This window comes from Allobosea lathyri, assembly GCF_900108245.1.
Taxonomy (GTDB): domain Bacteria; phylum Pseudomonadota; class Alphaproteobacteria; order Rhizobiales; family Beijerinckiaceae; genus Allobosea; species Allobosea lathyri.
This window is the reverse complement of record NZ_FNUY01000012.1, coordinates 1-13,064: the sequence shown is the minus strand read 5'-3', so window position 1 is coordinate 13,064 and position 13,064 is coordinate 1. Positions and strand designations below refer to the sequence as shown.

At 65.4% G+C, this 13,064-nt stretch carries 14 protein-coding genes; 6 read left to right on the top strand and 8 right to left on the bottom strand.

All coding sequences use genetic code 11. The annotated features are described in order from the left end of the window. Both C4S73_RS22765 and C4S73_RS22760 read right to left on the bottom strand, forming a co-directional pair. The gene (locus C4S73_RS22765) at window positions 1–936 is read right to left on the bottom strand and encodes an ABC transporter permease (RefSeq protein ID WP_103874892.1); all 936 of its coding nucleotides are present in this window, start codon (window positions 934–936) and stop codon (window positions 1–3) included. Between the two features lie 43 nt (window positions 937–979). After that, window positions 980–2,506, bottom strand: coding sequence for an ABC transporter substrate-binding protein (locus C4S73_RS22760; protein ID WP_103875028.1), 1,527 nt, complete (start codon window positions 2,504–2,506; stop codon window positions 980–982). 117 nt (window positions 2,507–2,623) lie between these two features. On the opposite strand from C4S73_RS22760, the gene C4S73_RS22755 reads away from it, so the two are divergent. Continuing rightward, the gene (locus tag C4S73_RS22755) at window positions 2,624–3,499 is read left to right on the top strand and encodes a LysR family transcriptional regulator (protein ID WP_103874891.1); all 876 of its coding nucleotides are present in this window, start codon (window positions 2,624–2,626) and stop codon (window positions 3,497–3,499) included. Continuing rightward, window positions 3,496–4,383 (top strand): LysR family transcriptional regulator, encoded by an 888-nt coding sequence (locus C4S73_RS22750; RefSeq protein ID WP_103874890.1) that lies wholly within the window; start codon window positions 3,496–3,498, stop codon window positions 4,381–4,383. The genes C4S73_RS22755 and C4S73_RS22750 overlap by 4 nt, the downstream gene beginning before the upstream one ends. Window positions 4,384–4,493: 110 nt before the next feature. Here the strand turns inward: C4S73_RS22750 and C4S73_RS22745 are convergent, their stop codons facing one another. Together C4S73_RS22745 and C4S73_RS22740 are read right to left on the bottom strand one after the other, a co-directional pair. Continuing rightward, on the bottom strand, window positions 4,494–5,438 hold the full coding sequence (locus tag C4S73_RS22745; RefSeq protein WP_103874889.1) for a site-specific tyrosine recombinase XerD: 945 nt from the start codon (window positions 5,436–5,438) through the stop codon (window positions 4,494–4,496). Next, entirely contained in the window at window positions 5,435–5,581 is a 147-nt protein-coding gene (locus tag C4S73_RS22740) for a histidine kinase (protein WP_103874888.1), read from the bottom strand. The genes C4S73_RS22745 and C4S73_RS22740 overlap by 4 nt, the downstream gene beginning before the upstream one ends. 186 nt (window positions 5,582–5,767) lie before the next feature. Here C4S73_RS22740 and C4S73_RS22735 point away from each other — a divergent pair, with 186 nt between their 5' ends. Both C4S73_RS22735 and aroB read left to right on the top strand, forming a co-directional pair. Further along, window positions 5,768–6,373, top strand: a complete 606-nt coding sequence (locus C4S73_RS22735) for a shikimate kinase (RefSeq protein ID WP_425290369.1) — start codon at window positions 5,768–5,770, stop codon at window positions 6,371–6,373. After that, window positions 6,370–7,509 carry a 3-dehydroquinate synthase gene (aroB, locus tag C4S73_RS22730; RefSeq protein WP_103874886.1) on the top strand — a complete coding sequence of 380 codons (1,140 nt, stop codon included), beginning with the start codon at window positions 6,370–6,372 and terminating at the stop codon, window positions 7,507–7,509. Before C4S73_RS22735 ends, aroB begins: the two co-directional genes overlap by 4 nt. Before the next feature lie 16 nt (window positions 7,510–7,525). On the opposite strand, the gene C4S73_RS22725 is transcribed toward aroB, so the two are convergent. The 3 genes from C4S73_RS22725 to C4S73_RS22715 form a co-directional block, all read right to left on the bottom strand. After that, the gene (locus C4S73_RS22725; RefSeq protein WP_103874885.1) at window positions 7,526–8,650 is read right to left on the bottom strand and encodes a calcium:cation antiporter; all 1,125 of its coding nucleotides are present in this window, start codon (window positions 8,648–8,650) and stop codon (window positions 7,526–7,528) included. A gap of 164 nt (window positions 8,651–8,814) precedes the next feature. After that, entirely contained in the window at window positions 8,815–9,159 is a 345-nt protein-coding gene (locus tag C4S73_RS22720) for a DUF1330 domain-containing protein (RefSeq protein WP_103874884.1), read from the bottom strand. Window positions 9,160–9,283: 124 nt separating this feature from the next. Continuing rightward, window positions 9,284–11,107, bottom strand: coding sequence for a glucan ABC transporter ATP-binding protein/ permease (locus C4S73_RS22715; protein ID WP_103874883.1), 1,824 nt, complete (start codon window positions 11,105–11,107; stop codon window positions 9,284–9,286). A 137-nt stretch (window positions 11,108–11,244) separates the two neighbouring features. On the opposite strand from C4S73_RS22715, the gene C4S73_RS22710 reads away from it, so the two are divergent. Both C4S73_RS22710 and C4S73_RS22705 read left to right on the top strand, forming a co-directional pair. Further along, window positions 11,245–12,015, top strand: coding sequence for a motility protein A (locus C4S73_RS22710; RefSeq protein WP_103874882.1), 771 nt, complete (start codon window positions 11,245–11,247; stop codon window positions 12,013–12,015). A gap of 13 nt (window positions 12,016–12,028) precedes the next feature. Continuing rightward, on the top strand, window positions 12,029–12,853 hold the full coding sequence (locus C4S73_RS22705) for an OmpA/MotB family protein (RefSeq protein ID WP_103874881.1): 825 nt from the start codon (window positions 12,029–12,031) through the stop codon (window positions 12,851–12,853). A 19-nt stretch (window positions 12,854–12,872) separates the two neighbouring features. Here the strand turns inward: C4S73_RS22705 and C4S73_RS28530 are convergent. Beyond that, window positions 12,873–13,064 (bottom strand): hypothetical protein (locus C4S73_RS28530; protein WP_210201406.1); only part of this gene is annotated, 192 nt, incomplete at its 5' end.

The window sequence follows — 13,064 nt, the reverse complement described above, 5'->3', positions numbered from 1 at the left end:
TCAATCCAGCCTGATGCGCGGATCGGCCAGCGCATAGGCGATGTCCGTCGCGAGATTGATCAGGACGACCAGCACGGCGAAGACGATTGTCAGCCCCTGGATCATTGGGTAGTCGCGGGCGAAGATCGACTCGACGAAGAGCGAACCGAGACCGGGCAGCGCGAAGACGGTCTCGATCACCACCGTCCCGCCGATCACCCAGCTGGTATGGGCGCCGAGCACCGAGATCGAGCTGATCAGCGCGTTCGGCAGCACATGGACACGCATGGTGCGCCCGGTCGTGTTGCCCTTGGCGCGGGCGGTGGTGACATAGTCCGAGCCGAGCACGTTGAGGATGCCGCTGCGCAGGCTGCGGATCGTCAGCGAGGCCGTCGCCAACGCGATCACGAAGGCCGGCAGCGTCAGGTGATGCAGGCGCGAGAAGAGGCCGGTGCCGTAGCCGGAGGTCGGAAACAGCGGCACCCAGATGGCAAGGATCATGACCAGCACGAGCCCGAGCCAGAAGGAGGGGATCGCGAGCAGGACCGTGAAGACGAGCTTGACCAGGATATCCGGCGCCCGGTCGCGCTTGACTGCCGACCACAGCGCCAGCGGGATCGTTAGCACGATCGCGATCACGGTCGAATAGGCCACGAGCCACAGCGTCGCCGGCAGGCGCTCCAGTACCAGCGAGATCACCGGCTGGCCGTAGACGACCGAACGGCCGAGGCTGCCGGACAGGATGTCGCCGAGGAAGAGCAGGTATTGCCGCCACAACGGCAGGTCGAACCCGAGCCGCTGCTTCATCAGCGCGATCTCTTCGGGACCGCCGCGCGCGCCCAGAAGCAGCGTCGCCGGGTCTCCCGGCAACGCCCGCAGCAGGAAGAAGCAGGCCAGCGTGATGCCGAGCAGCACCGGGACGAGCTGGACGAACCGCTTGAGGATGTAGGTCAGCATGGCTGCAGGCCAGGGAGCAGGGCAGCCGGAGAACGCCCCTTCCTCACTTCAACTTGACGTCTTCGAGGCGGAAATTGCCGGTCGGCAGCACTTCGAAGCCGCTGACATTGCTGCGATGCGCGTAAGGCGTGCCGGGATAGAACAGGAAGATCGACGGGGCGCCCTCATGCGAGAGCTTGACCATCTCCCTGAACATCGCGCCGCGCTCGGGCCCGTCCTTGGCGGCGCGCTCCTTCGCGTAAAGTTCGTTGACGCGCTCGTTCTTCCACTCGGTGTGGTAGGCGTTGGCGCGCTCCGGGTTGACGATCAGGAAGCCGGCCATCTGGTCAGGGTCGATCGTGTCGCTGGAGGCGTAGGAGACGGCCATCTCGTAGTCGCCGGCCTTGGTGGTCGACCAATGCGTGCCGCCCTCGACGAGGCGGATTTCGGCGGTGACGCCGATCTGCGCGAGCGCGCTCTGCAGCGCCTGACCGACCTGGCGGTGCAATGGCCGGCCCGAATGCACCAGGAGCGAGGTCTTGAAGCCGTCGCCATAGCCCGCTTCCTTGAGCAGGGCCTTGGCCTTGGCGATGTCATGCGCATAGGGCTTCAGATCGGGATCGGCATAGGCCATCAGCGGCATCGGCGAGTTCGCCACCTTGCCGGCGCCGTAGAGCAGCGCCTTGACCAGACCTTCCTTGTCGATGGCGTAGTTCAGCGCCTGCCGGACGCGGGCATCGTCGAAGGGCTTCTTCTTGGTGTTCAGCAGCACGAAATCGGTGCGCAGTACATTCGCGACGGCGGTCTTGATGGTGCCAGCGCGGCCGAGGCTCTGCATCTGGTTGAGCGGGATCTCGAGCGCGGCGTCGATCTCGCCGGCCTGCAGCTTCAGCACACGGCTGTTGCCCTCGGGCAGGACGAGGATCTCGGCGCCGTCGAGGCTCGGCTTGCCTGCCTGCCAGTAATGCGCGTTCTTCTTCAGCGAGAGCGCTTGCCCCTTGTTCCAGGCCGCCACGGTGAAGGGGCCGGAGCCGATCGGCTTCTCGAAGAACTTGTCGGGAGCCGCCTCGAACGCCTTCTGCGGCAGGATCGCCGAGGAGAACAGGGCGAGGTTGTTGAGCAGCGGCGTGAACACGGTCTTGAGCTTGAGCACGACGGTGCGCTCGTCGGGCGTCTCGATGGCACCGATCCCGGCGAAGAATCGCTTCCAGCTCGACGCGTCGCTGCCGGCGCGCTTCAGCGAAAACGCGACATCGGCGGCGGTGACAGGCGTGCCGTCCGAGAACTTCGCCGCCCTGAGCTTGAAGGTATAGGTCAGGCCGTCCTCGCTCACGGTCCAGCTCTCAGCGAGGCCGGGCTCCAGCTTGGTGGCGTCCGTGCTTGGGCGCAGCAAGGTGTCGTAGATCAGGAGTTGGGCGTGGATCGACGGGTTGTCGCTGGTGGCGATCGGATCGAGCGAAACAAGGTCCTGCGTCTGCGCCAACTTGAGGACGCCCTGAGCCAAGGCGCTGGAGGGCGCGGCGGTGAGAGCCGGACCGAAAATCGAGAGCGCAAGCGCGGCAGCCGACACCATGGAACGGAATGTGGTCATCGAGATCCCCTGATCTTGGCCGCTCTGCCTCGGCGGCAGCTTGCAACCTTCCACAGGCGCACCTAGTCTCGCAAATGAAACATTGGGCGAGATTATCAACTAAATGGAATAGCCTAGATGAAGCTGGGTGCGCTGCAGGTGATCGACGCCTTCGTCCGGCTTGGCGGCACCGGCGAAGCTGCGCAAGGGCTCGGCGTCAGCCAGTCCGCTGTGATCAAGGCGTTGCACCTGGCCGAAAGGGAGCTCGATCTCAGCCTCGTCGCGATCGTCCAGGGGCGGCTGACCCCGACGCCCGAGGCGCTGGAATTGAACCGGCTCGCCCGGCCGGCCTTCGGCGCCTTGCGCCGGGCCCATCATGAAGCTGATATGATCCGCGTCGGCATGGCCGATCGCCTGCGGATCGCGACCGTGCCTGGACTGGCGCACAGCATCCTGCCACCGGCCATCGCCGGTGCGCGCCGCGACCTGGCCGACCGGGCCGCCGTCGAAGTGATGTTCGACCACGTCCGCGATCACCTCAGCGCCAATGAAGTCGATCTCGCGATTTCCTACGGCCCGATGGCGACGGAAGGATTGCGGGATATTGTGCTGCGCAGCAGTCCGCTCGTCTGCGTGCTCGACGAGACGCATCCGCTCGCTGCCTATGACAAGCTGTCGCGCGAGGCGCTCGAAGGCCAGCGTCTGATCAGTTATGGGCCCGATGGCATCAGCCTGGCCGACAGCTTTCAGGACGCACTGGGCCGGATCGGCCTGTCGGACTGGATCGCGATCACCGTCCGTCACACCGACACCGCCTGCCACTTGGCGCGCGAGGGCGTCGGCATCGCCCTCGTCGACGGCTTCGTCATCAGCAGCGGTCTGACGCAAGGGCTGGCGGTGCGGCCGCTCGACGAGAGCCCCCTCGTCACGGCCTTCGCGCATCACCGTGACAGCGCGCCGCTCGACTATGCTGCGCGCGTCCTGCTAGAGCATCTCGTGGGAGCGGGCGCATGAAGGCATTGACGCCATCTCACGCGACCGTGCTGCGCGCCGTCGACCGTTGCGGCACCACCGTCGAGGCTGCGCGGCAGCTTCACCTGACGCAGTCGGCCGTCAGCAAGATTATCGCCCGCAGCGAAGTGGCCCTCGGCGTTCCGGTCTTCGATCGCAGCGATGGCCGCCTCGTCCTGCGTCCCGAGGCCCAGAGCCTGATGTCGGCGCTGGGCCATGTCGAGCAGGAGTGGCGCGCCTTGCGTGGAGCCGTCGGCGACGTGCGATCCGGGCGCGCCCTGCCGCTGCGGATCGCATCGACGCCCAGTATCGGCCAGGGGCTCATCGCGCAGGCGATCCGGCGGCTGGTGACGGACTATCCCCAGGCTCGCATCGAGCTGATCATGGGTGATGCGCCGACGGAGCTGTCGAAGGGCGCTGCCGATCTCGGTGTGATGTTCTCGCCCCGCGTCACCGACGACATCGCCCTGACACCCTTCGCGCAGGCCTCGATCATCGCCGTTGTGCGCGAGGACGACCCGCTGGCCCATCGCGGCCGGGTTAGCCTGCCCGAGCTCAGCGACCGGCGGCTGATTTGCTTCGATCGCGAGAAATCGCCGCTGGGATGGCTGATCGCCCGCGCCCATGAGCAGGCCGGTATCGCCTATGCGCCTTTCATGACCGTGCCTTATAGCATTTCCGCCGCCCATCTGCTGGCGCGCCAGGGCGATGTCATCTTGATCGACAGCCTGCTGACCCAGGCCCAGCGCTTCGAGGGGTTGGTCAGGCTGGATGTGACGCCGGAACTGCCGATCACGATATGCCTGATGACGGTGCGGAGCCGGCCTTTGACCCGACTGGCGGCGCGCTTCGTCGAGATCCTCGTAGGAGATCGGAAGCCCAGCTAACCGACTTGTTCGTTACCCAGATCGCCGCATTGAGCTTTACCGGGGCTCCGTTGCGCCAGGAGCGGACCCTGGATCGTCGCCCGGAACCGGACCTTCTGAATCTTTCAGTCTCACTTTTGGTGAGATTCGAGATCATCCGCCAGCGGGTGCAGATCGCGCACCATGCTCTTCAGCCGGTCGTCGAGAACATGGGTGTAGATCTGCGTCGTCGCGATATCGGCATGCCCCAGCAACTCCTGCACCACGCGCAGATCGGCGCCGTTCTGCAGCAGGTGACTGGCAAAGGCGTGGCGCAGCACATGCGGGCTCAAGGCCGAGGCCGAAAGGCCAGCAGCGCCAGCCAGACTCTTCAGATCGCGGCCAAAGGCCTGCCGGGTCAGATGCCCGCTCTCCCCGTCGGAGGGAAACAGCCAGCGGCCGTCGCTGACGCCCGTATCGCGCAACGCCGCAAGCCAGGCGCGGGCGGCATCGCGCGCCGCATCGTTCAACGGCACCAGCCTGTCCTTGTCGCCCTTGCCGCGCACGACGAGAAAGCGCTCGCGCGTCGTCGCGGCCGATAGCGGCAGCGCTATCAGCTCCGAAACGCGCAGACCCGTGGCGTAGAGCATTTCGATCAGGCAGCGCATGCGCAGAGCCTTGAGCCGGGCCGCCTTCGACAGCCCTTCCTGCTCGGACATCAGCCGGGCGGTCTCGATCAGCCTGTCGACATCCGCAACCGAGATCACCTTCGGCAGGGGGCGGCCCTGACGCGGCCCTTCGATGGCGGCGGAGGGATCGTTGGCGGAAAGGCCCTCGGTATAGAGGAAACGGTGGAACTGGCGCACAGCGGAAAGCCGCCGCGCCGCCGACGACGCCTTCAATCCGCGCGCCGCAATGTCGCCGAGCCAGCCGCGGATATCATCGGCCGTGACATCGCCCAGGCCCCGTCCACCCAGAAACTCGAGATAGTCGTCGATATCACGCTCATAGGCTTCGAGCGTGTTGCGGGCGGCGCCACGCTCGGCTGCGAGCATGTCGAGGAAGGTGACGAGCCTTGCGCGCGCCAGCCGGCTCATCGCGGCTGCAATTTGGCAGGCGGCACGATCTCGACCATCTCGCGCGGCACCGGCTGGACGAAGGTCACGAGCGCGATCATGCCGCCAAAGACCAGCCCGCCGAGGATGGCGACGAAAGCGACGAATCGGAACAGTGTCGGCACGGCAGGCGGCCCTCGAACTCTCTCGCTGCCCCAGGGCAAAACCATGCGAGACGGAACCGGGCGGTTATTCCCGAGGCCGGATGCGGGACGCAAGAGCAAATGCGTCACGACACCAGACGAATCCGCCGCGCGGAGGGCATGACGTCACGTGATCACTCATGCTAAACGCGCTCCTGAGGAAATGCCATAATGACCATAGCCGAACCCATCGAGAGCCTTGATCACACGGAGTTGCGCGCCGCGCTCGGCCAGCGCGCCATCGTGCTGGTCGGCATGATGGGCTCGGGCAAGAGCTCCGTTGGACGGCGCCTGAGCTCACGCCTCGGCCTTCCCTTCGTCGATGCGGACACCGAGATCGAGACCGCCGCCGACATGACGATCCCGGAGATTTTCGCGCAGCGCGGCGAAACCGAGTTCCGCGACGGCGAGCGCCGGGTGATCAGCCGCATCCTGATGACGCGTGCGCCATTGGTGCTGGCGACTGGCGGTGGCGCTTTCATGAACGCGGAGACGCGCGCGCGCATCGCGCAATACGGCATCTCGATCTGGCTCAAGGCAGAGGCCGATGTACTGATGCGTCGCGTCCGCAAGCGCTCGAACCGGCCGCTGCTCCAGACCGCCGACCCCGAGGAGACCCTGCGCCACATGTTGGCCGAGCGTGAACCGTTCTATGCTCTGGCGGATTTGACGCTGATGTCGCGCGACGCCCCCCATGATGTCGTCGTCGCCGACGCCGTCGCTGCGCTCGAGCAGCACTTGCGCGCGACACCCGGCAGATCGGACACGCCATGACCACCAAGACGAAAGAAGCTCCTGGCGCACGGATCGTGGTGTCCGTCGCGCTGGAGGGACGCGCCTACGACATCCATATCGGCCGCCACCAGCTTTGCGAGGCCGCCGCGCTGATCGCCGCTTTCGCACCCGGTGCCAAGGCAGCGCTGGTCACCGACGAGAGCGTCGCGGAACTGCACGCGCCGGCATTCGAAACCTGCCTGCATCAGGAAGGCATCGCGACGACGCGGATCACGATCCCGCCCGGCGAGGCCTCGAAATCCTATGCTCAGTTCGTCGGTCTTTGCGACGCGCTGCTGGAGGCCAAGATCGAGCGCAACGACCTCGTCATCGCGCTGGGCGGCGGCGTCGTGGGTGATCTCACCGGCTTTGCCGCGGCTGTACTGCGGCGTGGCGTGCGCTTCGTGCAGGTGCCGACGACGCTTTTGTCCCAGGTCGATTCCTCGGTCGGCGGCAAGACCGGCATCAACTCGTCGCATGGCAAGAACCTGATCGGCGCCTTCCACCAGCCGGCGCTCGTCATCGCCGACACCGCCTTGCTGGACACGCTCAGCGAGCGCGAGTTCAAGGCGGGATATGCCGAGGTGGTGAAATACGGCCTGATCAACGATCCCGACTTCTTCGATTGGTGCGAAGCCAACTGGAGCCGCATCCTCGCCGGCGGGCCCGAACGCGACCATGCGGTGGCGGTCTCCTGCCGCGCCAAGGCAGCGATCGTCGCCCGCGACGAGCGCGAGGAGGGCGACAGGGCCCTGCTCAATCTCGGCCACACCTTCGCCCATGCGCTGGAGCGCCTGACGGGTTACGATTCCAAGCGACTGGTCCATGGCGAGGCGGTCTCGATCGGGCTCGCCCTCGCCTTCCGCTTCTCGCAGCGGCTTGATCTCTGCCCCGGTCAGGATGCACTGCGCGTCTCGCGCCATCTCGATGCGGTCGGCCTGCCGAGCAGTCTTCAGCAGGTTCCCGGCGGAGCGGGCAATGCGGAGGAGATCGTCTCGGCCATGGCGCAGGACAAGAAGGTCAAGCGCGGCGTGCTGACCTTCATCCTGGCGCGCGGCATTGGCAAGAGCTTCATCGCGCCCGGCGTCGCAGCCGACGAGGTCAGAGCCTTTGTCGAGGCCGAGCTCGCCGCCTGACGCGGCACGCGCAGGTTCAGGGGCTGAACACCAGCACCAGGAAGACGAAGAACACGGAGAGGTGCACCGCACCTTCCAGCATCGTCGTGCGCGTGCCTGTGAAGGTCAGGGTGCTCAGCAGCAGCGTCATGGCGAGGATGATCATGTTGGTGCCGGAAAGGCCGAGCACGACCTCCTGACCGGTATACAGGCCGATAGCCAGCACGGCAGGCACGGTCAGCCCGAGCGTCGACGCCGCCGCGCCAAGGCACAGATTGATGGCGCGCTGGAGCTGGTTGGCGGTGATCGCGCGCAGCGCCGCGATGCATTCCGGCGTGAACACGACCATCGCGATCAGAATTCCGCCGAGCGCAACCGGCGCGCCAAGCTTGATGATGCCGAAATCGAGCACGGTGGCCAGACTTTTGGCCAGGATGACGATCGGCAGGATGTTGGCCAGCAGGAGCGCGACATGCGTCAAGGTCGCGCCGCCGGGATCAGGATGGCCATGATCGTCCTCCTCGAAGCCGTCCTCTTCTCCGGCAGTGCGCGCTTTCGGAGCCTGATCTCGGGTCGGCTCCTGGAAGAATGTGCGGTGGCGTCCGGTCTGGAGCACGAGGAAGGCGCCATATAGCGCCACCGTGAACACCGAGAAGCTGACCGATTGCAGCGTCGTCAGCGTGCCGTTCGCAGTCGAGGTCGTGAAGTTGGGAAGCACCAGCGGAATGACCGTCAAGGGAATGATGACCGCCAGATAGGACGAGGCCCCCTTCAGATTATAACTCTGCGCAAAATGACGCTGGCCACCGAGCAGCAGGCCAATGCCGACGACGCCATTGAGCACGATCATCAGAACGGCGAACATGGTGTCGCGACCAAGCGTCGGCGCGCCCTTGGCGCCGAGCATCACGGCGGAAATAAGCGCGACCTCGATGATCACGATCGAGAGGGTCAGGATCAGCGTGCCGTAGGGCTCTCCGAACCGGGTCGCGAGGATCTCCGCTTCATGCACCACCCCGAACGCCGCCCAGATGATGACACCCAGGAGCCACACGAAGATCAGGGCCGAGACCAGCGGCGCGCCGAGCTGGCCGAGAAAACTGCCTCCGAAGAGCTGGAATGCGGCGACAGTCGCCCAAGCGCAGACGAGGCGGATGATCATGCTCGACACGAAATCGGTACTCTTTCAAAAACAGCGTGGGCGGAAATGACTTGGCTCGGGGAACCGGCGGCAGAAAACCGGCCGTCGGGAGGATAGTCTTACGATATCCAACCCATGAAGCACGTTTTCGTTCGGCACCGAACCAAAACCGCGCTTCCGCGCGCTCATGCCGCGCTTTCGGAGGCAGCCGACTTGAGCACGTCGACCGCTCGATGCGTTTCGCAAACGCCGTCGATCAGGATGACGTCACCGACGGAGTTCCCCGTCCGCAGCGGCAGGATAGCCCGATAGGCCGGCGACGCGTACCATGCTCTCGCCTGCGTGCGATCGGGAAAGGCGATGACGATGAGATCGCCGGTCCAGGCGCCTTCCAGCACCTCCGGCGGGTCGCCATGGATCAGGAAGCGGCCGCCGAAAGGCGCCAGCGTGGCATCGATGCGCTCGAGATAGGCGACAATTTGCGGCCCGAGCCGCACATCACGAAGCCGGCCGATTGCATAGGAAGCCATTGGTCTTCTCCATCATTCACATGGGGCGGCAAGGCCACCGCTGCGAATGATGATGCTTGGGCCGCCGCCTCCGGTCGACTACCTCGGGGGTAGTCGATCCAGCGCGCGGCCGCCCGCCAGCGCGTCAATCGACGTCGATCTTCTGGCCCAGCGGGCTCACCACCTCGACTTCGACCGGCGCCTTCTCCGGAGCCTTGTCGGTCACGAGGTATTGCGCCCGCGCCAGCGCGGCAAAGCGACCGCCCTTGGCGACGAGTTCCTCGAAGGAGCCCATTTCCAGCACCTCGCCGTGTTCGAACACCAGAATACGATCGGCGTTGCGGATGGTGGCGAGGCGGTGGGCGATGACGAAGGTGGTGCGGCCCTTCATCACCTCTTCCAGCGCCTTCTGGAGCTTGACCTCGGTCGCTGCGTCCAGAGCCGAGGTCGCCTCGTCGAGGATCAGGATCGGCGGGTTCTTCAGGAGCGCGCGGGCGATCGAGAGACGCTGGCGCTCGCCGCCCGACAGCGTGCGGCCGCGCTCTCCGACCAGCGTGTCCAACCCCTCGCTCTGGCGCGCCATCACCTCGCTGGCCTGGGCCCGGTCGAGCGCCTCCATCATCTCGGCATCGGTCGCGTCGGGCTTGCCGACAGTGAGATTCTCGCGGATCGAGCGCGCGAACAACATCGGCTCCTGGAAGACCACGCCGATGTTCCGGCGCAGCGAGATCAGCGAGATGTCGCGGATATCCATCCCGTCGACGGTGATGCGGCCAGACTGCGGATCGAAGGCGCGATGCAGCAGCCCGAGCGTCGTCGATTTGCCAGAGCCGGTCGAGCCGACGATGGCGATGGTTTCGCCCGGCTTCACCGCAAAGGAGACATCGCGCACGGCCGCGCGCTTGCCATCATAGGAGAAGGACACATCCTCGAAGGCGACGGCCCCTGCGAGCCGGCCGGCATCCTTTGCGGTGGCCAGATCGCGCACAGCCGGCAACGTATCCAGCACCGCGAAGAACTCGCGCATCTTCGGCGCCTGCATGAAGATGAAGTTCACGAAGGCGACGATCTGCTCGAGACGCCCGACCAGCATGGTCGCGAAGCCCATGAAGGTGACGATCTCGCCGACGGTGGTGAGCCCCTGCATCAGCAGCCATGCGCCGACGACGAAAATCGCGAGCACGGTCAGGGTCGCCGAGGCGCGCGTCGCCACCGTCGCGATCGCCCACCAGGACAGCACGGGCAGCTGCGCCTCGAGCAGATTGGCGATGGTCGAGCGCAAGCCGCGCACCTCGGCCTCGATCCGGGTGAAGCTCTGGATCACCGGCACGTTGCCGAGCGCGTCCGAGGCCCGTTCGGCGAGGTTCGAATGATAGGCCTCGACATTGCTCTGCAGCTTGTCGGTCTTGCGCAGCACATAGGCCGTCAGCGAGCCGAACAGCACGACGAGCGAGATCAGCAGCAGCCCGAGCTGCCAGTTCTTCCACAAGGTGAAGGGCAGCAGGATGAACAGCGCGACCAGGCTGGCGCAATGCTCGCGGAAGAAGGACAGCCACAGCGCCCACATGCCGCTGGTGCCGTCGAGCATGACCTTGAGCACGCGGCCGGAATGGGTCTGCGTGTGATAGGCCAGCGGTAGGGTCAGCGCGTGTTCGAAATAATTCGCCATCACGGCGAGCCGGCGCCGATGCGCCAGCCTGTCGGCCTGCAGGGAAACGAAGACGCTGGCTGCGATCGAGAACAGGCCAAAGCCCACCCAGGCCAGGATCAGCGTGTTGAGATCGCTCCAGGCGAGCTTATGGCCGGCCCCCTGCACCGACGACAATTTGTCGATCAGCGCGCCAAACAGCATCGGCTCGGCGAAAGCGGCCGCCGCGAGCAGGATGTTGGCGAACGCCAGGATCAGGCCGAGCCGCTTTTCAGGGCCAAGCTCTCCGAGGACGCGGGCGTAGATCGAGAACAATGACATCGGCCAACTCTTAACCGACCGCATCGCGCGAACAAGGCCTGAACCTTAAGGCTTCGTTCAATCCACCCCTCTTATGGTTTCCACTGCGAAGAGCCGACCGCCAGCTCCGGTGCGTCGCGCGCATCAGGGTGCTTTCCATGGATATCGCAACCGGCGCGGGCATTATCGGCGGCATCGCCACGATCGTCGCGCTCATCATGATCGATGGCGGCAACTTCGCCGCCTATTGGGACAAGCACGCCGCGATCATCATTTTCGGCGGCGCCTCTGCGGCGACGATGCTGCGCTTTCCCTTTTCGGTCATCGCCCACGGCCTCCCGATGGGCCTCCGCTTCGCCTTCACCATGCGCTCGATCCACCCGCGCGAGCTGATCGACGAGATCACGCGCGTCGCCGAAATCGCGCGCAAGAGCGGCCCGGTCGCGCTGGAAAACGTCCAGGTCTCCGATCCCTTCCTGGCCCAGGGCCTGCGCTACATCGCCGACGGCTACGACAAGGACTTCATCCGCGACACGATGGAGCGCGACCGCGACAACTTCCTGCAGCGGCTCGACGAAGGCTCCAAGGTCTACCGCGCCATCGGCGACTGCGCCCCGGCCTGGGGCATGATCGGCACGATTCTGGGCATGGTGACGATGTTCGCCAATATGAGCGACCCGTCCAAGCTCGGCCCGGCCATGGCAACGGCGCTGCTGGCAACGCTTTACGGCGCGATGGTCGCCAATATGTTCACCCTCCCGATCGCCGACAAGCTGCACATCAAGCTGGAGGAGGAGGAGATCTCGCGCACGCTGATCATCGACGGCGTGCTGCAGATGCGCGACGCCAAGAGCCCGACCCTCGTGCGTGAAATGCTGCTTGCCTATCTGCCAGATCACCATCGCGCAGAGATGGCCGCAGCGGCATGATCAGGGCCTAGCGATGGCGAAAAAGAAACGCGGCGCCCATGGCGGTCACGGCTGGTTCGTGACCTTCGCCGATCTGATGGCGCTGCTGATGGCGTTCTTCGTCATGGTCGCGGCCTATTCGAGCCAGGACAAGCAGAAGCTCCAGATCGTCGCCGGCTCGATGCGGGAGGCCTTCGGCACGCAAAAGGACGTCCGTCTCGCCGGTATCGTCGAGCTCGACGGCATTCCAACCAAGACGCACATCAAGAATGCCTATGTGCGTCCGCTCGATGACGCCTCCGACAACACCGCGCCCAACCAGAACACCCAGAAGGAAGACGGCCTGATCGCAGCGACGCATGACCGCGGCTTTGCGCTCGCCGCAGCCTCGCTGCGCCAGGCCCTGCGCGAGATGCCGGAGATCGCCGAGATCTCGCGCAACATTCTGGTCGAGGTTTCCGAGGCCGGCATCGATATCCAGCTGGTCGATCAGGACGGCCGCGCCATGTTCGCCGAAGGTTCGGTCCAGCCCAACGAGCGCATGCGCAAGGTGCTGGCCGCGGTCGCGCCGACGCTGCGGCGCATGCCCAACAAGATCGCAATATCAGGCCACACCGCGACACCGCGCCCCGGAGCCGCCCCCGAGGGCGACCCATGGACGCTGTCCGTCGGCCGGGCCGGAGCGGTCCGCGAGATCCTCGCCAATGCCGGTGTGCCAAACGAGCGCTTCGCCTCGGTCACCGGCAAGGGCGACACCGAGGCGCTGGTCAAGGACAATCCCTATCTCGCCTTCAACCGCCGTGTCGGCATAGTGCTGAAGGCGGACGCGCCGTCTTTGCTCTTCGGGATCACGCCGTAGCGTTTCCTTCTCCGAACCCTCACCTGAGGAGCCATTTCGCAGAAATGGCGTCTCGAAAGGACAGTTCGATCATTTCGCGTTCAAGTCGAAGCGGTTGGTCATCCCGGACAGAGCATAGCGGCGCCGATCCGGCAACTGTGTCGTTTGGGGTCATGTCTGGAAGGCTGTGTTTGTTTTGAGCATGGCGTTGAGGACGGTGATGAGCTTTCTT

What these genes read in the sequence shown, in the direction of transcription:
- C4S73_RS22765 (WP_103874892.1), bottom strand. Translation starts at nt 936, where the DNA reads ATGCTGACCTACATCCTCAAGCGGTTCGTCCAGCTCGTCCCGGTGCTG.
- C4S73_RS22755 (WP_103874891.1), top strand. Translation starts at nt 2,624, where the DNA reads ATGAAGCTGGGTGCGCTGCAGGTGATCGACGCCTTCGTCCGGCTTGGC.
- C4S73_RS22745 (WP_103874889.1), bottom strand. Translation starts at nt 5,438, where the DNA reads ATGAGCCGGCTGGCGCGCGCAAGGCTCGTCACCTTCCTCGACATGCTC.
- C4S73_RS22750 (WP_103874890.1), top strand. Translation starts at nt 3,496, where the DNA reads ATGAAGGCATTGACGCCATCTCACGCGACCGTGCTGCGCGCCGTCGAC.
- C4S73_RS22720 (WP_103874884.1), bottom strand. Translation starts at nt 9,159, where the DNA reads ATGGCTTCCTATGCAATCGGCCGGCTTCGTGATGTGCGGCTCGGGCCG.
- aroB (WP_103874886.1), top strand. Translation starts at nt 6,370, where the DNA reads ATGACCACCAAGACGAAAGAAGCTCCTGGCGCACGGATCGTGGTGTCC.
- C4S73_RS22715 (WP_103874883.1), bottom strand. Translation starts at nt 11,107, where the DNA reads ATGTCATTGTTCTCGATCTACGCCCGCGTCCTCGGAGAGCTTGGCCCT.
- C4S73_RS22725 (WP_103874885.1), bottom strand. Translation starts at nt 8,650, where the DNA reads ATGATCATCCGCCTCGTCTGCGCTTGGGCGACTGTCGCCGCATTCCAG.
- C4S73_RS22705 (WP_103874881.1), top strand. Translation starts at nt 12,029, where the DNA reads ATGGCGAAAAAGAAACGCGGCGCCCATGGCGGTCACGGCTGGTTCGTG.
- C4S73_RS22760 (WP_103875028.1), bottom strand. Translation starts at nt 2,506, where the DNA reads ATGACCACATTCCGTTCCATGGTGTCGGCTGCCGCGCTTGCGCTCTCG.
- C4S73_RS22710 (WP_103874882.1), top strand. Translation starts at nt 11,245, where the DNA reads ATGGATATCGCAACCGGCGCGGGCATTATCGGCGGCATCGCCACGATC.